Source organism: Mediterraneibacter sp. ICN-202921 (assembly GCF_037890075.1).
Lineage (GTDB): Bacteria > Bacillota > Clostridia > Lachnospirales > Lachnospiraceae > Mediterraneibacter > Mediterraneibacter massiliensis.
Genome location: NZ_JBBKBE010000003.1, coordinates 141,935 through 161,711, shown reverse-complemented (window position 1 = coordinate 161,711; position 19,777 = coordinate 141,935). Strand labels below are relative to the sequence as shown.

20 protein-coding genes are annotated in these 19,777 nt (G+C 44.4%); 5 read left to right on the top strand and 15 right to left on the bottom strand.

From position 1 onward, the window contains the following. Window positions 1-80: 80 nt before the first annotated feature. The 10 genes from WKT01_RS04165 to mtnA form a co-directional block, all read right to left on the bottom strand. Entirely contained in the window at window positions 81-1,352 is a 1,272-nt protein-coding gene (locus tag WKT01_RS04165; RefSeq protein WP_340311497.1) for a peptidoglycan-binding protein, read from the bottom strand. A gap of 72 nt (window positions 1,353-1,424) precedes the next feature. Further along, the gene (gene rseP, locus WKT01_RS04160) at window positions 1,425-2,462 is read right to left on the bottom strand and encodes an RIP metalloprotease RseP (protein WP_059068345.1); all 1,038 of its coding nucleotides are present in this window, start codon (window positions 2,460-2,462) and stop codon (window positions 1,425-1,427) included. A 3-nt stretch (window positions 2,463-2,465) separates the two neighbouring features. Next, window positions 2,466-3,608 carry a 1-deoxy-D-xylulose-5-phosphate reductoisomerase gene (locus tag WKT01_RS04155; RefSeq protein WP_059068343.1) on the bottom strand — a complete coding sequence of 381 codons (1,143 nt, stop codon included), beginning with the start codon at window positions 3,606-3,608 and terminating at the stop codon, window positions 2,466-2,468. 13 nt (window positions 3,609-3,621) lie between these two features. Continuing rightward, the gene (locus WKT01_RS04150) at window positions 3,622-4,434 is read right to left on the bottom strand and encodes a phosphatidate cytidylyltransferase (protein ID WP_282923983.1); all 813 of its coding nucleotides are present in this window, start codon (window positions 4,432-4,434) and stop codon (window positions 3,622-3,624) included. Beyond that, window positions 4,427-5,143, bottom strand: coding sequence for an isoprenyl transferase (locus WKT01_RS04145; protein ID WP_059070345.1), 717 nt, complete (start codon window positions 5,141-5,143; stop codon window positions 4,427-4,429). Before WKT01_RS04145 ends, WKT01_RS04150 begins: the two co-directional genes overlap by 8 nt. A gap of 87 nt (window positions 5,144-5,230) precedes the next feature. Then, window positions 5,231-5,782 (bottom strand): ribosome recycling factor, encoded by a 552-nt coding sequence (frr, locus tag WKT01_RS04140; RefSeq protein ID WP_059068339.1) that lies wholly within the window; start codon window positions 5,780-5,782, stop codon window positions 5,231-5,233. 13 nt (window positions 5,783-5,795) lie between these two features. Continuing rightward, the gene (gene pyrH / locus WKT01_RS04135; protein ID WP_059068337.1) at window positions 5,796-6,491 is read right to left on the bottom strand and encodes a UMP kinase; all 696 of its coding nucleotides are present in this window, start codon (window positions 6,489-6,491) and stop codon (window positions 5,796-5,798) included. Window positions 6,492-6,541: 50 nt separating this feature from the next. Beyond that, a complete protein-coding gene (locus WKT01_RS04130; protein WP_059068335.1) occupies window positions 6,542-8,128 on the bottom strand; it encodes a ClC family H(+)/Cl(-) exchange transporter in 1,587 nt (528 codons plus the stop codon). A 29-nt stretch (window positions 8,129-8,157) separates the two neighbouring features. After that, entirely contained in the window at window positions 8,158-8,517 is a 360-nt protein-coding gene (locus tag WKT01_RS04125; RefSeq protein ID WP_340311496.1) for an LrgB family protein, read from the bottom strand. A 17-nt stretch (window positions 8,518-8,534) separates the two neighbouring features. Further along, a complete protein-coding gene (mtnA, locus tag WKT01_RS04120) occupies window positions 8,535-9,620 on the bottom strand; it encodes an S-methyl-5-thioribose-1-phosphate isomerase (protein WP_282923985.1) in 1,086 nt (361 codons plus the stop codon). Between the two features lie 272 nt (window positions 9,621-9,892). Here mtnA and aroF point away from each other — a divergent pair, with 272 nt between their 5' ends. The 3 genes from aroF to WKT01_RS04105 all read left to right on the top strand — a co-directional run bounded on the left by aroF (window position 9,893) and on the right by WKT01_RS04105 (window position 12,849). Then, on the top strand, window positions 9,893-10,906 hold the full coding sequence (aroF, locus tag WKT01_RS04115; RefSeq protein ID WP_059068332.1) for a 3-deoxy-7-phosphoheptulonate synthase: 1,014 nt from the start codon (window positions 9,893-9,895) through the stop codon (window positions 10,904-10,906). Window positions 10,907-10,980: 74 nt separating this feature from the next. Further along, entirely contained in the window at window positions 10,981-12,036 is a 1,056-nt protein-coding gene (aroB, locus tag WKT01_RS04110) for a 3-dehydroquinate synthase (RefSeq protein ID WP_059068330.1), read from the top strand. Next, window positions 12,037-12,849, top strand: a complete 813-nt coding sequence (locus WKT01_RS04105) for a shikimate dehydrogenase family protein (protein WP_340311495.1) — start codon at window positions 12,037-12,039, stop codon at window positions 12,847-12,849. An 80-nt stretch (window positions 12,850-12,929) separates the two neighbouring features. Here the strand turns inward: WKT01_RS04105 and WKT01_RS04100 are convergent, their stop codons facing one another. After that, entirely contained in the window at window positions 12,930-13,724 is a 795-nt protein-coding gene (locus tag WKT01_RS04100; RefSeq protein WP_340311494.1) for an HAD family hydrolase, read from the bottom strand. A gap of 173 nt (window positions 13,725-13,897) precedes the next feature. Between WKT01_RS04100 and pdaA the strand changes: the two genes are divergently transcribed. After that, window positions 13,898-14,734, top strand: coding sequence for a delta-lactam-biosynthetic de-N-acetylase (gene pdaA, locus WKT01_RS04095; RefSeq protein WP_340311535.1), 837 nt, complete (start codon window positions 13,898-13,900; stop codon window positions 14,732-14,734). Window positions 14,735-14,748: 14 nt separating this feature from the next. On the opposite strand, the gene WKT01_RS04090 is transcribed toward pdaA, so the two are convergent. Further along, the gene (locus WKT01_RS04090) at window positions 14,749-16,086 is read right to left on the bottom strand and encodes an MATE family efflux transporter (protein WP_059068324.1); all 1,338 of its coding nucleotides are present in this window, start codon (window positions 16,084-16,086) and stop codon (window positions 14,749-14,751) included. A gap of 376 nt (window positions 16,087-16,462) precedes the next feature. Here WKT01_RS04090 and WKT01_RS04085 point away from each other — a divergent pair, with 376 nt between their 5' ends. Next, on the top strand, window positions 16,463-17,818 hold the full coding sequence (locus tag WKT01_RS04085) for an MATE family efflux transporter (protein ID WP_340311493.1): 1,356 nt from the start codon (window positions 16,463-16,465) through the stop codon (window positions 17,816-17,818). 15 nt (window positions 17,819-17,833) lie between these two features. On the opposite strand, the gene WKT01_RS04080 is transcribed toward WKT01_RS04085, so the two are convergent. The 3 genes from WKT01_RS04080 to WKT01_RS04070 form a co-directional block, all read right to left on the bottom strand. After that, on the bottom strand, window positions 17,834-18,262 hold the full coding sequence (locus tag WKT01_RS04080) for a flavodoxin (RefSeq protein ID WP_059068320.1): 429 nt from the start codon (window positions 18,260-18,262) through the stop codon (window positions 17,834-17,836). A gap of 209 nt (window positions 18,263-18,471) precedes the next feature. Beyond that, window positions 18,472-19,002 (bottom strand): dihydrofolate reductase family protein, encoded by a 531-nt coding sequence (locus WKT01_RS04075; protein WP_340311492.1) that lies wholly within the window; start codon window positions 19,000-19,002, stop codon window positions 18,472-18,474. Between the two features lie 77 nt (window positions 19,003-19,079). Beyond that, entirely contained in the window at window positions 19,080-19,424 is a 345-nt protein-coding gene (locus WKT01_RS04070) for a hypothetical protein (RefSeq protein WP_282923992.1), read from the bottom strand. Window positions 19,425-19,777: the final 353 nt, after the last annotated feature.

Below are 19,777 nucleotides of genomic sequence, written 5' to 3'. Positions count from 1 at the left end.
TTTCTTATGATGTATTCTCTCGCAGAATGATTTACAGGAGCAGAAATTTCTGCTCCTGCGCAATCTCTGCTCCTGCATTTTTATACTAATTCAGCAATTCTGGACACCCCTACATATATACCTGATATTTTATACCAGGTTGCATAGTCCACTTTTCCTGTGACCGGAAGTTCAAATACTTCTTGAAATTTTCTCACTGCTTCTTCTGTAGCCGGTCCATATATTCCATCGGCACTGATCTTCGGAAGCGCTGGATATGCTCTGGCGATTGCATTTAACTGCTCCTGCATCTGGCGTACCTTGTCTCCGTTTGTTCCAATTTCCAGCGTATATCCCGGCCATGAAGAGGGAATCCCCGAAATCTCCTCTGCCATATTGATATACATATTGTCCCCATAAAAATATCGAAGTATCTCGATGGCTGAATATCCCTGGTCTCCCAAAGATTTCGATCCCCATTGTGTCATCCAATTCGGACATGTGACTTTACGTCCGTCGCAGTACTGTGTCAAAATAGGCTGCCGTACATTTGGACGGGAAAGATAATTGGAAAACAATTCATCTACAATGACCGAGATTGTGTCATAGATATTTCGTTCCGGTATCCATTTATGATCGAATGCCGTGGAAGATGTAATTGTAAAATCATACCCTTTATTCCGGTACCATTCCGTATAGACACGGTTCAACGTAAAGGACATGATCGCAAGCACATTTGCCCTGATCGTATCGGCAGGCCAAGTAGCGTAAATCTCACTGGATGCCACATTCTTGATATAATCCTTGTATCTGACATAATAATTTTTCGCCGTACTGTCTCTTGGCGAGCCGTCATGCACGACGATATACTCCGGGATCACCACTCTGCTCAATACGATCTCCCCTGTTTCATTGACCGGTTTGATCTCCTCTTCCGCAATTTTGGGCGGATATTCTGCATACAGTGTATGTGCCGGTATCACAAATATATTTTCTTCTTCCGTTCCCTCTGCGCTTGGCTTCAACTGTACATTCTGAATCGCCTTCACATCAGCTAGTATTTCTGCCCCTGAAATACTTACCGGTTCAAAACCAGGAGCACTGACATTCAGTGTGTATTCCGCATACGGCTGTATATCACTGTTCTCATTCAGGCTGTACTCTGCCGGGGGCGCGTCAAGCTCGATCGTTTCTGTCTGCCCGGATAAGTCCGTTTCAAGCTGTTCCAGCGTATTTCCCGGAACTCCCGTATAAGAAATAGAAATTCTTGCTCCGGAGACAGGATATGCCGTTATCTGCGATGTAACATTGATCTGCAGACGTCCTTTTCCTCCAGCCGCATTTTCATTCTGCATCATTTTTATCTGACTCATGTCATTCCTCACAACAAGGCTCTCTCCTAACTATATGCGGCGCTGTCTGCTTTCGGAACTAAAAACTCTATTTTAAATAAAAAGATTTCTTATATCATTGAACATCACAAACACCATTAATAGCATCAAAAGAGCAAAACCGGCAAAATGCACCATTCCCTCTTTGTCCGGCGGTACTCTTTTTCCCCGTATCGCCTCCACGATCAGAAATACAAGCCTTCCACCGTCCAAGGCCGGAATAGGAAGGAGATTCATGATGCCTAAATTTGCAGTCACTAAAATCCCGATATTCATCAGATTCAATATGACTATTTTCAAACCTGCATCCACGGACTGCTGATACGTAGTATCCACAAAATCTACAATCCCAACAGGACCAGAAAGTTCACGCATACCTACCTGTCCTGTGACAAGCATTCGAAGACAGTCCACTGTATAATCCACCCAGTACTTTACCGTATACGCCCCATACTGCACGGCACCAAAAAAACCTGGACGCACAGATTCGCCGCTGTTCGTCACGCCTAACTTCTTATACATATCTTCCGCAAGCTGGCGAAGTTCTAAAGTCACTGTATATTCTTTTCCATCTCTTTCATAGACGATTTCTGCTTCTTCCTCCTGTGCATGTGTCATATTGTAGAGACTGATCTCATTCCAGAGATGAATATTCTTTCCATTGATCTCCTTGATGACATCCCCCTGCTGTATTCCCGCTTCATAAGCGGCATATCCAGGTTCTACAGAGTCCACAACAGGCGGCATATATCCCACCCATGCCACCACGATCGTACACAGGATCCATGCCAAGATCAGATTGAATACCGGTCCTGCGACAATAACGGACATACGCGCCCAGACGGATTTACTGTTAAAACTGCCTTCTGACAGATCATCCACATCATCTTCCCCCATCATGCAGGCGCCGCCAAACGGAAGCAGCTTCAAAGAAAATTTAGTGCCATGAAATTCCTTGCCAAATAAGGTCGGTCCCAGTCCCAACGAAAATTCATCTACACGGATCTTATTTGCCTTTGCAAGCAGAAAATGTCCCAGTTCATGGATAATGATGATCCCGCTGAACAAGAGTATTGCTATAATAATTCCCATAAACTACCACCTATTTTTAATAAATTCATATGTTTCTTTTTCCGTATTTAGTATTTCTTCTACTGTCGGTGACTCTATATTTTTATGCTGTTCCATGCACGCCGCGATGATCTCTGGTATCTGAAGATACTGGATCTTACGTTCTAAAAACAGCGCGACAGCCTTCTCATTCGCCGCATTAAACACAGTAGGAAGGGAGCCGCCCTTTCTCCCCGCTTCATAAGCAAGTTTCAATCCATAGAACGTTTCCATATCCGGTTCTTCAAATGTGATCTGTGCCAGTGTTTTGAAATCCAGCCTGTCTCCTGGAAGGTATCTTCTCTCGGGATAATACAAAGCATACTGGATAGGAAGCTTCATATCCGGCGTTCCCAGCTGAGCGATCACTGCCCCGTCTGTATACTCTACCATCGAGTGAATAATACTTTGCGGCTGCACAACGACTTGTATTTTCTCCACCTGTACGTCAAACAGCCATTTTGCCTCTATCACTTCCAATCCTTTATTTACCATAGTAGATGAGTCGATCGTGATCTTTCTTCCCATTTCCCAGTTCGGATGCTTCAAAGCGTCTTCTACCTGTATATCCACAAGTTCTTCTCTCTTTTTTCCTCTAAACGGTCCTCCCGAAGCTGTCAGCAAGATCTTCTCCAATTCTTTTTTACGATTTCCCTGCAAAGACTGGAAAATAGCACTGTGCTCACTGTCTACCGGAAGAATAGATACACCGTGTTCTCTGGCAAGCGGCATGATAATATGCCCTGCCGTCACCAAGGTCTCCTTATTTGCCAGCGCAATGTCCTTTCCTGCTTTGATTGCTTCTATCGTAGGCAGAATTCCAATCATGCCTACAATCGCCGTCACCAGGATCTCTGTATCCGGCATCGCCGCTGTTTCCAGCAGTCCATCCATTCCGGATACAATACGCACATCCAGATCTTTAACTTTCTCTTTTAGTTCTTTCGCCTTCTTTTCATTCCATACGGCAGCCAGCTTAGGACGAAACGTCCGTATCTGTTTTTCCAACAGGGAAATATTGGAACCTGCTGCCAGTGCGCACACCTCAATGTCTCCATTATATTCCGCCACTTCCAGTGTCTGTGTTCCAATGGAACCTGTAGAACCTAAAACTGCTATTTTCTTCATCTGTTTATACCTCCTACAAAAGGACGGCCAGACAATAAATGATCGGGGCCGTAAAAATCACACTGTCAAACCGGTCTAAAATACCGCCATGTCCCGGTATCAGTTTCCCATAATCTTTAATGTTGTGCTTTCTCTTGATCGCAGAGGCTGCTAAATCTCCGATCTGAGAGACAGCCCCCCCTGCGGCTCCTATGACAGCATAGGAGATAACATTCACCTCCGCGCCGCCGAAACGATTGACCAAAAGTCCATACACTACGCCAATGAGTGCTGCTCCTACTATACCGCCAACGCCGCCTTCTACAGATTTTTTCGGACTTAAGATAGGCGCCATCTTATGTCTGCCGATCAGCATGCCAACACAATATGCACAGGTATCGCACCCCCATGCGCAGATAAAGATAAGCCATACGGTGAATACACCGCCCGGCAGTATCCTAGTCTGGTAAATAAAGGACAGCATAACGGAGAGATAAAACACACCAAAAAATGCCGCCATCACCTGTTCTGTCCTATATTTCGGATAAGTAAATACCATTACTGCCATTAAACAGATGAGCAATGCTACGAACAGTAATAAAAATATATCTGCCGCATGTCCCTTCATAAACGGCTTTACATACAATGCGGCATAATACAGGATTGCAAACACATAGCCACATAGCCCCAGCGGTTCTTTTTGTATCTGAAATACCCGGTATATTTCCGTCATGCCGATCAAACTGATCGCCAGCACGACCCCGAACAAGATCTCGCCTCCGGAAATCACCGTAATGAGCGCAATGATCACCAATAGTATTCCACTTAACAATCGTGTCTTAAACATCCTGTTCCTCCTTTATTCCCCCAAATCGCCTGTCTCTGCTATTATACTGTTCAATTGCCTTTTCCAATTCCTGTTTTGTAAAATCCGGCCAGGGAATATCCGTAAAATAGAATTCTGTATAAGCCAACTGCCACAACAGAAAATTGGACAGACGCTGCTCTCCGCTTGTACGTATCAGCAGATCCGGATCTGGAATACCGTGTGTATCCAGATACGACTCATACAGATTTTCATCAATCTTCTCCGGATCCATTTTACCTTCTGCACAGTCCTTCGCCAGTTTTTGGATTGCCCGTGTCATCTCGTCACGACTGCCATAATTGAGCGCGATCGTAAAATTAAGTCCGCCGTTATTTTTACTTGCCTCTTCCAGCTCACGTATTCTTCCCTTTATATCGTCATCTAACGGTTCAATATCTCCGATCACCCGGATCTTCATATCATTCTTTTCCGCGGTTTTCAGACATGTTTTCATATAATTGCGCAAAAGCGTCATCAAAGCGTCTACTTCACTTTGTGGACGTTTCCAATTTTCTGTGGAAAACGCGTATACCGTCAGATATTTGATTCCCATGCGCCACGCTTCCTCACAGATCTTCTCCACATTCTTGCTTCCCTGAGCGTGTCCATAATTTCTCGGCATTTTCTTTGCCTTTGCCCACCGGCCGTTTCCATCTAAAATAATCGCCACATGTTGTGGTACATTCATGATCATTTCCTCCCAAATCGGATGATTCGTAAAAAAAGGGACTGCAAGTAGATTGTACTCAAGCCCCTCTTCTTCCATATATAATCGTTATACAGTAAGCACTTCCTGTGATTTTGTCTCCACTGCCTTATCGATCTTCGCAATATATTTGTCTGTCAGCTTCTGCAGTTCGTCTTCCAAATCCTTAATCTCATCCTCAGAAACTTCACTGCCTTTTAATTTCTTAAAGGCATCATTTCCATCTCTTCTGATATTACGGACAGCCACCTTTGCCGCTTCTCCTTTTTTCTTCACATCTTTTACTAGTTCTTTTCTTCGTTCCTCTGTCAGTTCCGGAAATACCAGACGGATACAGGATCCGTCATTTGTTGGATTGATACCGATATCAGAAGTCAAGATCGCTTTCTCTATCTCTTTTAACATACTTTTTTCCCAAGGCTGTATCTGAATCATCCGAGCCTCCGGAACAGATACGTTGGCTACCTGCTGGATCGGAGTCGGCGCTCCATAATATTCCACGCTCAGTTTATCCAGCACATGCGGATTGGCACGTCCGGCACGGATCGTTGCCAGTTCTCCGTTTAAGTTATTCACACTTTTTGTCATCTTTTCATCATACACGTTTAATTTTTCATTCATTTCACAAGTCCTCCTATACTGTTACCTTGGTTCCATTAAAGTTCCCATTTATTGTATTTACGATACTGTTTTCCTCACCAAGCCCAAACACAAGCATGGACATTTTATTTTCCATGCATAAAATAGACGCAGTCATATCGATCGCCATCAGTTTCTTATCGATCATCTCCTGAATGGTAATCTCCGTATATTTCTTCGCCTCCGGGTTAAGTTTCGGATCGCTATCATAGATTCCGTCAATCGCTTTTGCCAGAAGCATAGTGTCCGCCTCTATTACGATCGCTCCCAGAACTGCCGCTGTATCTGTGGAAAAATATGGATGTCCTGTTCCACCCGCAAGGAAAATAACCTTACCGCTCTCCATGGCCTCCAGTGCCGCGTCTTTTGAAAATACAGATGTGAATGCTCCACAGATAAATGGGGTAAACACCTCTGTCTTCATACCCGCGAATCTGAAAATATCAGAAACATATATACAATTCATAACGGTCGCAAGCATCCCGATCTGATCTGCTTTCGTCCGATCGATCGTCTCACTTGTCCTTCCTCTCCAGAAGTTTCCTCCTCCTGTCACGACTGCGACCTGGATCCCTTCCTCTACAAGCTTTTTTACCTGACGGGCAACACCCAGACAAGTTTCCTCATCAAATCCGGTCTTCTTCTCTCCGGCAAGCGCCTCCCCGCTTAATTTCAGCAATACTCTTTTCATTTTTCCGGCTCCTTTGATTCTATCTTCTCACTGCGGCACACTGCTGTTACCTAAATTGAAGTATAACATAACTTTTCCATTTTGTCATGTACATATCCTGACGAGCGTTCATCTGTCATCACTGTAATCTTATCTCCTGCCAAAAGGATCGTTTTGCCTCGTGGTATCCGCTCTTTTCCGTCTCTTAAAAGCGCTACGAGCAGACAATTATCCGGCCACTCTATCTCCCGTACCATCCTCTTTTCTACACAGGAACCACTCATAATGACAAAATCGGAAAGCACTTTCTGCTGGTTTACTTTCTTGTCCCTCTCATGTACCTGATTTGGCCCCTCTAATATCCGTTCCAGAAGACTGTCATAAATAGGCGGCGATTTCAGCAATGTCGCCGCAATATATGCACTGACAGATACAATCGCAAGAGACAGCATCTGATTTACGGACCCCGACATCTCAAAAAGCAGGATAATGCCAGTGAGGGGCGCACGCACGACTGCTGTAAAGAACCCCGCCATTGCCAGCAGAACAAAATTATTCATATAACCTACGTCCAATCCCAAAAAAGACTCCGCTGCCATGGCAAAAATACCACCGATAAAAGCCCCCAATATCAGGAGCGGAAAGAAAATCCCTCCGGGCGCGCCGGAACCAAAACTGACCGCTGAAAACAAAAATTTTATTACCAGTGTCAAGACGGCTGTTCCAAGCAAGATTTTCCCTGCTGTCAGATCTTCGATCAGACCATGTCCGCTCCCCAGCACAGATGGCATAACAACTGCCAGCAGCCCTGCTGATAAAAAGGCGATCACAAGTCTTCCTGTCGCTGTCAGGCATGCAGCTTTTTTATATAATTCCTGCGCTTTTAACATGCCCCAGTTATAAAAAACTCCCGCCGCGCCTAAGATCACTCCAAGCAATAACAACAACCAGTAATACTTCTGCGGCAGGACATTTTCCAGCTGAAAAGTAAACACCGGCTCTAATCCAATAATATGAGAAACCATATAATCTGCCGTAACAGAGGCTGTCATAACAGAAATCAGAATGGAAACAGTAAACCCTTTATGTACCTCCTCCAATGCGAACATCATACCCGCCAGCGGTGCATGAAACGCCGCCGAAAGTCCTGCGCTTGCTCCACATGTCATCAGATATTTTTCTTCTGTCCTTCCCCTGTCTAAAATATCTGAAATCCCCTTTCCTGCCATAGCGCCCAACTGAATAGAAGGTCCTTCACGTCCGAGAGAAAGTCCGCCCAATAAACACAAAAATCCCCCTATGAATTTTGCCGGCAGTACTTTCTTCCAATTCTGCGTAAGTTTCCCCTGTATCTCCCCTTCTACCTGGGGAATCCCACTTCCGGAGATCATCGGCTCCCACTTAATGAGACGCCCTGTAAGAACTGCCAGCACAAGCAGCACGGCAAACCAGCCTGCCATATACAGCGGTGTTCTGCCTGCCATTTCAATGGCTTTATCAAGACCTTGTGCTGCATACTCAAGCGCCATTCTGTACAACAGGACGATCAGTCCGCCTACTGCCCCTGTAAGCAATCCTTCCGCGATCAGGATGACCGGAAAATGCTGTGCCCGTCTTAATGTATGATTTGTATCTTTTCTAACCTTCTTTTTCTTCATGTTTCTCCTTCATGATCCGCCAATACATCCTATAAGATCCATATAGAAAACAAAACCGTGATGATCCCGCAGATACCAATAACAAGCCCACTCATAGCGCCTTCCACCTCTCCTAATTCAATTGCTTTCGCAGTACCTATCGCATGGCTGCTTGTCCCAATAGCCACTCCTGCGGCAACCGGATCTGAAACTTTAAATACCCGCATAAAAACGGGCGCCAAAACGCTTCCCAAAATCCCCGTAAAAATAACCGCTATCACCGTTACCGGAACGATCCCGCCATGGGGCTGCGCAATACTGACTGCGATAGGTGTAGTCACCGACTTAGGAAGCAGGGAAACTGTCAGCAGACAAAAAAAAATAATTCCAATTTGTTTTATGATCTTCAAACTGTATCTCCATCCCCCTATATTCTTTTTGCAAAATCACGTTGTGTTCTGTCTTTTCCTTTTTTCTCCATGATCTTTCTTAGACTTTCTTCATATGGCGCTCTGCAAATACCATATTCTGTAATGATTCCTGTGATCAACGTGTGATCGGTAACATCAAATGCGGGATTGTAGCATTTTACATTTTCCGGAGCCATTGGTTTTTCATAATATTTCCTTTTTATTTCCTCTTCGTCTCTTAATTCGATCTCTATATCGTCTCCGCAGCGACATTCTATATCTATGGTAGAAGTAGGTCCAAGTACATAAAAGGGAATCCCATAGTATTTTGCCAAAATCGCCACCCCGCTTGTCCCTATTTTATTGGCCGTATCTCCATTCATCGCGATACGGTCACAGCCTACGAAACAGGCCTGCACCCATTTTTTCTGCATCACGCTGGAAGCCATATTATCGCAGATTAATGTAGTATCTACGCCCGCCTGCTGCAGTTCATAGGCCGTCAGTCTGGCTCCCTGCAGAAGGGGTCTTGTCTCATCTACAAACACCCGGAAATGCATACCTTTTTCTTTTCCCAGCAAAATGGGTCCCAATGCTGTTCCATATTGGGATGTCGCCAGAGGACCGGCATTGCAGTGCGTCAATATTCCGTCCCCTTCTTCGAGCAAAGTCAGACCATAACCGGCGATAGTTCTGCACATCTTTATATCTTCCGCCTGGATCTTCCTGCTTTCTTCTCCAAGCAGCTCTACAATCTGCACAGTCGAGCATTGACTGTTTTCTGTCACGACCCGCCTCATCCTTTCCAATGCCCAACTCAGATTCACCGCAGTAGGACGAGAACTTTCCAGATATTTCATATATCCAGTAAAGGCTTCATAAAATGCATCGTATTCTTGATCTACTATTTTCTGACTCAGGCAATATATGCCGTATGCCGCAAAGATACCGATAGCCGGCGCTCCCCGTACCTTCAGATGAAATATCGCATCATACATATCTTCTAAAGTATCTATCTCCAAATATTCCGTTTGATTTGGCAGTTGGGTCTGATCCAAGATGATCACTTTCTTTTTGTCACTGCTTAATTTTATATTTTCCATTCTGCTGCTCCTGTTTCTTAATTTAGACATTTTCTAAAGCGTATCACGCATACAACAGATTATCAATAAAAATACCAGAAAAACATTGACATTTTAACATATTTGATCTATGATATGTATGATTTCACACTTTAAACAGATAAAATTTTACAGCATGAAGTTAAACTACTAAATCACATACCTTTTCGGACGCGTTGCGGCTTAAGCCTTATAAGCCGGCGGTCTGCGCCCGATAAAATAGCATTTTGATACAAAGCCGGAGGGAACAAACAATGATTATCGTATTAAAACCACACACCAGTGAAGAAAATATCAACCGGGTAGAACACCAGATCAAAAAAAGAGGACTGGATACCCATATCGTCCGCGGTACAGAGATGACGATCATCGGCTGTATCGGAGATACCACTTTGATCGACTCACGGCTCTTTGAGGTCGATTCCTGCGTAGACAAAGTCATGCATGTGCAGGAACCCTATAAACTTGCCAACCGCGCTTTTCATCCAGAAGACTCCGTCATAGACGTATCCGGGGTAAAAATAGGTGGCGGACATATGGGACTGATCGCCGGGCCCTGCTCTGTGGAAACTTTTGAACAAGTACTTTCCATTGCTAAAGAAGCCAAGGCTGCCGGCGCTAATCTCTTAAGGGGCGGCGCTTTTAAGCCCAGAACAAGCCCCTATTCTTTCCAGGGTCTCGGACTCAAAGGGCTGGAAATTCTCTGCGCTGTAAAAGAAGAGACCGGACTGCCCATTGTCACAGAATTAATGTCCGCAGAATATCTGGATATTTTCAACGAAAAGGTGGATTTGATCCAGATCGGCGCCAGAAACATGCAGAATTTTGATCTTCTCAAACAACTGGGACAGGTAAAACGCCCGATTCTCCTCAAGCGAGGATTAAATGCGACTTATGAAGAATGGATCATGTCTGCGGAATACATCATGGCATCTGGAAACGAAAATGTCATCTTGTGTGAACGCGGCATCCGTACTTTTGAAACATTTACCAGAAACACGCTCGATCTGCAAAGTATTCCCGTCCTGCGCAAAAAAACCCATCTGCCTGTTGTCATTGATCCAAGCCATGCCGGCGGAAAGTGGTGGCTTGTAGAACCGATGGCAAAGGCTGCTGTAGCAGCCGGGGCAGACGGTCTGATGATAGAAGTACATAATGACCCTGAAAATGCGCTCTGTGACGGCGCACAGTCATTAAAACCTGCCAAATATGACAGCCTTCTCAAACAAATCAAACAAATCGCACAGGTTGTCGGAAAAATCGTATAATATGTCCCCCTGCCCGCCATCTGACGGCGCAGGGGCTTTTCGGATACAGACAATAAAAAGCAAAGGAGATCACTATGGAATTAACAGTCAATTTGGGGAAAAACAGTTATCCTATCCTGATAGAAGACGGTATTCTTACACATGCAGGAACGCATATCGCAAAAATTTTCGGCGGAGAAAAGATTATGATCATCTCGGATGACAATGTCTTTCCACTCTATGGAAAGGCACTTCTTGCTTCCCTGTCCGATTATGAATGCCACTCTCTTGTACTCCCGCATGGAGAACCTACGAAAAGTTTTCAGACTCTTCCTTCGATCTATTCTGCCCTGCTGAACGCAAAACTCTCCCGCAGCGATCTTGTGATCGCCTTGGGAGGCGGCGTGATTGGCGATCTGGCTGGTTTTGCAGCGGCAAGTTATCTGCGCGGCATAAAATTTGTGCAGATCCCTACTACTTTACTTGCGCAAGTAGACTCCTCTGTAGGCGGAAAAACCGCCGTTGATCTCCCGCAGGGAAAAAATCTGGTAGGCGCTTTTTACCACCCTAAAATGGTACTGATCGATCCTACGGTTCTTAAGACGCTTCCCCCACACTTTATCAGTGACGGGATGGGAGAGGTCATCAAATATGGATGTATCAAAGATGCCGCCCTGTTTCAGACGCTGCGGTCCTGTTCTTCTTTTGCAGAACTCACCCCACAGCTGGTGTCAATCATTCATCGCTGTGTAGACATCAAAAGAATCGTAGTGGAAGCAGACCAATTCGACACCGGGGAACGGATGCTTTTAAACTTTGGACATACCCTTGCCCATACCATCGAACAGTATTATCACTACAAAAGAGAAAGTCACGGAGAAGCTGTCGCCATCGGCATGTATCAAATCTGCCGTATAGCAGAAGAACAAGGGCTGACTGCCCCCGGCTGCGCTGCTTCTATCCGGGAAGTACTCGATATATACGGACTGCCGCATGCATGTTCTCTGCCTGCAGAAACACTGACAGATGCCATGCAATTAGATAAGAAGAATTTAAACGGCAATCTGCACTTAATCTTACTGCATGAGATCGGGAACAGCTATATTTACCCCACAGATACACAATTTTTTCAGAAAGCAGGAGGACTTTAAATGTTACGTTTTGGAATTTTAGGAGAACATCTTCCCCATACCCTCTCCCCTGAACTACATGCAGATTTTTTCCGCCAGCAGGGGATCGATGCCGTCTATACCGTCTTAGAACGTTCAAAAGAAGACGTTGTCCATATTTTAGAAGAAATGAAAGAACACCAGATCACCGGGATCAATGTCACGATTCCTTACAAAGAGACTCTGTATCATATGGTCGATGTGGTAGATCCCCATGCCGAGCAGATCGGCGCCATCAATACGGTCATGCAAAAGAACGGCATGTTCTATGGCTACAACACAGATTATCTGGGCGCTGCCAGCATGTTTCATAAGGCCGGCGTATCCATCAAAGGGCAAAAAGTCGTCCTCTTAGGATCCGGAGGCGCCTCCAGGGCATTGATCTATGCCATGCATATAGAAGGAGCTTCTAAAATCACAATCGCTGCCAGAAACGAACAGGCAAAGCAAGCACTAAAAGACCAATTTCCCTATATCCAGACCTGCGATTTGGACAAAATCCCCGCCGGAGACATTCTGATAAATACTACCCCGGTCGGCATGTATCCAAAAACCGGAGTCAGTCCTGTCCCTTCTTCTGTATTCCAATATTTTTCCGTCGCCGCGGACATTATCTATAATCCGTTCATAACTGAATTTCTCCGCCTTGCACAGCAGGCGGGACTGCAGATCATCACCGGCCTTATGATGCTGGTAGACCAAGCCATCGCCTCCGAAGAGATCTGGCTTGACAAAACTTTAGATTATACAATGGGTACAGAACCTCATGACCGCCTGGCCAAAAGATTTCTTTAGATGAGCGTCTGTGGGGGCTTTTTCTCCTAAACAGCGGTTTTCCAGCAAAGTCCCCACCATATCACTGGCAGCTTTCTCGTTTATTCTATCAGGCCATACTGTTTTAACGCATGGTAAAGTCCATCGTCCTCTACATTTTTCGTCACAAATTCTGTATGTATATCCAGAACCGGATCGTGCGCTCCCATCGCCACCGCATGTCCGGCATATGCAAACATGGACAGATCATTGCTGCTGTCCCCGAATACATAGGCATGTTCCTTATCTATCTGAAATTTCTTCAGCATATATGCACAGGCGGTCGCTTTAGAAAAATCTTTCTGTATGATCTCATATGCGTATCTGCCGCGTTCCAGAACCTCCATGTCCTCCGCAATAAAAGCAAAAAACTCTTCTGTTTTGCTTTTCTCATCTGCATAGACAAACAGCTTGTCGTATTCAAAATCTCCCGTTTCCATATATTGTTCCTGCCCGATCCCTGCCCGGTGGAAATACCGTCTGGTGCTTTCCAACGGTTCAAAACGCGAAATACGTTCAGGAAGATAATTATCCTCCGTCCCTTCCGCGATTCCCTCTACATTACAGTCAAACATCTTCTTTATAATCTTTCGTCCTCGTTCTTTGGGAAGCGGATGAGCAAACAATACTTCGTCTCCGTATAAAAGGCAGGTCCCGCATCCACAGAGATAACCGTCAAAGGGGAACCGCCTCAGCTCCGGCGGAATACCGCACAGCGTCCTTCCTGTATTAATAAACAGCAAATGTCCCTTTTTCTTTGCACTATGCAGCGCTTCCATAGCACTTTGTGGGATCTCATGCGTTTTTTCACTCAAAATCGTACCGTCAATATCAAAAAATAAAATCGATCTTTTCATTTTATCCCTTCTCCTGCTCTTTAAAACTTCTGGTTATCCTTTCTCACTTTACCATTCTTTTTTCTGATTGTCTATAGAACAACTGTCCGCAGCCATGCATAAATACGTATCTTTATACATAGAGTATAAAAAACAGTATCCCGGACATAAAAATGCCGGATCTAAGGTATCCTATGCATATTTCTTTTCCATCACGCCGTTTGATCAGACGATCAGTCGGTATTCTACTTCTTTTTGCCGCCGCTTTTTTTGCCGGCACTGCCCTCGGAAAACTGACTTCGCCCATCGTTCTTCCTGCCTCTTCAAATGTAATCCCTGCTTCTGCAGAGGGAAACTGGGGGTTAAGTTTTCAGGAAGAAGGACAGCCGCCTGCTGCCAATGCCTCTTTTGAAGAATTAAAGCAATATGACGCGTATTACGCACAGGATACCGATGAAAAAGTGCTCTATCTGACTTTTGACGCTGGTTATGAAAATGGGAATACTGAACCAATCTTAGACACTCTAAAAAAACATGACGTGCAGGCTGCTTTTTTTGTCGTCGGCACATATATCGAATCCGAGCCGGAATTGATCAAGCGCATGGTCGCAGAAGGGCATATGGTAGGAAACCATACCTATCATCATCCTGATATGTCTTCAATTTCTACTATGGATACTTTCAAAAAAGAACTGGAAAGTGTAGAAGAAGCCTATGAAAATGTAACCGGTAAGAAAATGACAAAATATTATCGTCCTCCCGGCGGAAAATATAATGAGGCAAACCTGCGGATGGCGCAGGAGCTCGGCTACAAAACCTTCTTTTGGAGTCTTGCATACGTAGACTGGCGCCAAGACGATCAGCCATCAAAAGAAGAAGCCTTCGACAAACTTCTAAACCGGATACATCCGGGCGCGATCGTTCTTCTGCACAGCACTTCTGCAACCAACGCCCAGATACTCGACGAACTCCTTACAAAATGGGAAAAACTAGGCTATACGATAAAACCTCTGGAACAGCTTGCCGGCTGATCCAGAGGTTCTCTTTAATTACTCGTTTTAAATTTTTTCTTCATCACATAAAAATAAAATGGTACAAGCGGAATCAAAGCCGCAATCCACGCCGCCGGATCCGACAGGCAGACACCTGCAAAACCGGATCGCCCCGAAACAAGCAGGACAATCCCTGCTCTGGCAGCCAATTCAAATACGCCTCCCAACATGGGAACCAATCCATATCCCATTCCCTGCAGTGTATTTCGGTACAGAAAAATACAGCCCAAAAATGGGTAGCACCATGCTGCCACTTTAAAATACGTTACCGCCGCCTGTATCACCTCTGTTTCGGAACTGTCTATGAATAAAAGCACCATATATTTGCCAAGCGAATACACGCAGAGCATCATCACCAGGCTCCATCCCAGTATCATCCATTGCGTACACCGTACCCCCCGTCGAACACGTTCCATCTTTCCCGCTCCTCTGTTTTGTCCCACAAAAGTAGCAACCGTCGCGCCAAATGATACAAATACAGTGGAAATGATATTCTGCAATTTACTTGCAGCTGAGAATCCTGCTATATATACCGCGCCATATACATTGACTGCCCCCTGCACAATGATCGTCCCAATGGCTGTGATCGAGAACTGCAATCCCATCGGTATCCCCAGTCCTAACAATTTCTTTATACTGGATGCAGAAAAGCGAAAATTTTCCCGTTCCAAATGCAGGATCGGAAATTTCTTCATGATATAAACCAGACACAAGACAGCAGAAATCCCCTGTGCGATCACCGTTGCATAGGCACATCCTTCCACACCCATGTGAAACTTCGCAATAAATAGAATGTCCAGCGCCACATTGACAGCCGCAGAGATCATCAGAAAGTACAAGGGTGATTTTGAATCTCCCAAAGCACGCAGCACAGCCGCCAGAAAATTATACGCAGCAGTCACACACAATCCTGCATAGATCACACCCATATAAGCACCGATATCTCCAATCAGCTCATCCGGAGAATGCATCAGCTGTAAAAGCGGTATATTCGCTATTTCGAATCCAATCGTCATGATGACTGCGAACACGCCCATCAGACAAAGAGATATTGCCACAAAATGCCGCATCTGTTCCGGCTTTTTCGCACCAAAACTCTGCGCCACCAGAATAGCAAAACCACTCGCCAGGCCATTGAGCCAGCCTGTCACGAAAAACATGAGAGATGCCGTCCCTCCTATCGCCGCCAATGCATCCACACCGATAAATTGTCCTGCTATGATAGAATCAGCCAGATTATATAACTGCTGAAATATGTTGCCCAGACACATCGGTATCATAAAACGCACGATTAATTTTGCTGGGTTTCCGACTGTCATATCATTTGTCATATCTGCCTCCGTTCTCAAAAAAAGATATGCCTTTCAATGGAAAAGCATATCCTCTGTTTCTACTTACAACGTGATTTATTATACAAAAAGCAGCGGTATTTGTAAAGATTTTTTCTTCTCTTAAAATCTTGCTAACGTTTTACCCTTCTTTTTTTCGTCTTTCATGTACAGTATAAAAATGTTATAGTCTATACACCGCTTCCTTACAAGTAACTTTCATAAAAAGTATGTCTTCCAGCAGCTATACAGTTTATGTAAATTATGTTATGTTATTGTAAGTGTGGTTTCTGTGTTTGAAAACACATTGTATATGCATCCTGCATTTACAAAACTTCTGCTTTTATAACAGAAAATAGTTAGAAAGGGCTCGGTATCTATGAGTAAAAATATTAACCTTCTAGAAGGAGATATTCTTCCTTCTCTTACAAAACTTGCCTTTCCCATCATGGCGACTTCTCTCGTACAGATGGCTTACAATATGACAGATATGATCTGGATCGGAAGGATCAGCAGCAATGCAGTCGCCGCAGTCGGAGCAGCAGGTATGTATATGTGGTTTGCCAATGGTATCGCCACGCTCTCCCGCATAGGCGGACAGATAAAAGTCGGACATTCTATCGGAGAAGGCCGCCTTAGCCTTGCCGCATGCTACGCAAAAAACGCCTTGCAGCTGACTGCTTTTCTCGGTGTTTTATACGGGATCTTCTCTATCCTTTTTCAGAGAGCACTGATTGGTTTTTTCCGCCTCAACAGCCCTGCTGTCATCAAAAATGCAGAAATCTATCTTATGATCACCTGCGGTCTGGTCCTATTTTCTTTTTTGAATCAGGCTTTTACAGGAATCTTTACGGCTCTGGGCAACAGCAAAACTTCTTTCCTGGCGACTGCCGCAGGTCTGGTGATGAATATTGTCCTAGATCCGGTCCTGCTCTTTGGTATCGGGCCTTTTCCTGAGATGGGCGTTGCGGGCGCGGCTATTGCAACGGTACTGGCTCAAATGATCGTAACTGCTATGTTTCTTTTGTCCTGCCTAAAAGATAACTCTCTTTTTCCGCATGTACATATCCTAAAGCGCCCTGATCTTCCAATCATACGAGAACTGGTACGCCTTGGTCTTCCCACTGCTGTACAGAGTATGCTCTTCTCCGGTATTTCCATGGTGATCGCCCGCATCATCTCTGGCTTCGGAGACGCCGCTATCGCAGTCCAAAAGGTAGGCTCGCAGATCGAGTCGATCTCCTGGATGACATCCGAAGGTTTTGCCGCTGCTGTAAATTCTTTTGTAGCACAGAATCATGGCGCCAAAAATACATCTCGTGTCCGGAAAGGATACCGCTGTGCCATGGCTGTGGTCCTTTTGTGGGGTGTTTTTACGACTTTTGTATTATTTGTTTTTCCGGAGCCAATATTCCGTATCTTTATTACAGAAAAGGAACTTCTCCCTATGGGCGTAGATTACTTGAAGATCTTGGCTGTATCCCAGCTTTTCATGTGTATGGAGATCACGACAGCCGGCGCTTTCAACGGATTGGGCCGTACCATCCCCCCTGCTGTAGAAGGCATCTTATTGACTGCGGCACGTATTCCCCTTGCACTTTTGCTTATTATGACCCCTCTTGGACTGAATGGGATATGGTGGGCGATCACTATTTCCAGCATACTAAAAGGCGTCGTCTTATTCACCTGGTTTTTACTCTATATGAAAAAACATCTATCCCGCAGCCCGCAATGACCATATCCACTTTTCTTATGATCCCGCCAATTTTTCTCCCAGTTTTTCACACTTCGCCAGACCTTCGTCATCCGGCATTTCATTACAGATCACTCCCTTACTTACCAGCCGGATCCCCTCCTTCCTGCATCTCTCTTCCCAACTTCTCATCCATTCTCCATCTCCCCATCCATAAGAACCGAACAGCGCGATTTTCTTTCCGACAAGAGAACCCACGCAGGAGTCAAACAGGGGTTCAAACTCACTTTCTTCCAAGACCTCATCTCCCATAGCCGGGCAGCCAAAAGCCACTCCGGCGTATTCTTTTAACATATCCACATGGAATTCATCGCAGGAATATAATACACCTTCTGCCCCTGTATTCTGAATCCCTGACAAAACCGCCAACGCCATTGCCTCCGTGTTTCCCGTTCCACTCCAATATACAACTGCTATTCTGCTCATTTTATTCCTCCTAAAAAATTTATAGACAATATCAATACGTCCGGGTATCTGATCTGCTTGTCTTGCTTTCCCCTCTTTTTAAGTTAGATATAACTAACTTATATAGTCAGTATATTTCGATAGACAGCATATGTCAAGACATATAATGAGAACATTTCTCATTGCCACTTTTATTCGTATCCATTAAAAATATAAGACACCCTATGTTTTTATCTACGTATGTAAACTAATTCTGTCATTCCATTATAGGAGCGAATGTTCACTAATTTTAATTTTCTCTCTTTCCTGCTCTTTCCGAACAAGCGAATGCCGGAACCTAAAAGCGTAGGAAGCACAGTGATATAATAGCAATCTATCATATCTTCTTCCACCAATTGCTGTACCACATTTGCACCGCCACATATCCAGATTCCTTTTCCATTTTCCTGCCTGAGTCTTTTCACTAATACAGCCGGTTTTGTATCTGCAAAGCGTATCTTTTCTGTAGAATCTCCTACTCTATGCGTGATCACATAAGTAGTAAGATCTTCATATACCCACTGGTCAGGTGAAAGTTCTGTCACCATCTGGTGATAGGTATTCCACCCCATGATCACAGTATCTATTTCTTTTATAAATTCTGAATAGGAATCTACATTTTCTATATCTTCGCTCTGTCCTTCCAGCCACTCTACCTTTCCCTGCGAATCCGCGATATAGCCGTCAAGGCTCATGGCAATAAATAAAGTAACCTTTCTCATCCGTCTATTTTCTTCCTTTTATATACATTCTTATCATACTTGGTTCATCCTGCCCTTGTACCATACATAAAAATTTCTTATTCTATGCGCACATTGACTGGCCTCACTGTAAGTTTCCCATCGCCTTCTACGGTATACCATTTTCCCCGTTCGAGCTGGATCGTACCTCCGCTCCCAGGAGTAATGTATCCTATTGTATATGTTTCTTGGCTTTCTATATCTGTAAATACAACATCTGTATCAGAGGTACCCGTAACTTTTACGGTTTTATGAACCGGCTGTATCTGTTCATGTTTCCTTCTCCCTTCACCTGAAAGACGGAAAGTATGGTTTCTCACATATCTCTGATAACTTATTCCCATTATCACGACAGCAAGGGGAATTGCTATCCACAACGCTCGTTTTACTCTTTTTTTATTCATGATCGGAGCCTCCATAATTTTCTTTCATCATATTTTGCCTTTTCTTCTTTTGAAGCCGTATTATTTCATTTTAGAGGCACCTCCGCAACTTCAAATCCCAGTTTGTTTATTTCTGCCATTCTATCACATTTCCTAGTCTTTAGCATTACTTTTCTCAAAAATAATTTAAGGACATATTGTACTTACACAATATGCCCTCAATCACTCACAGCGTTCCCTTTTTTAACAACAGCTAAGTTCCTCGTTAAGAGGTTGGGTAAATTTCTTTACCCAATACCCTACCCAATCTGTACCCAAAACAGCACGATATTTTGTAAGATTTTACAGTAGTTTATAACACTTGTCAAAATAGC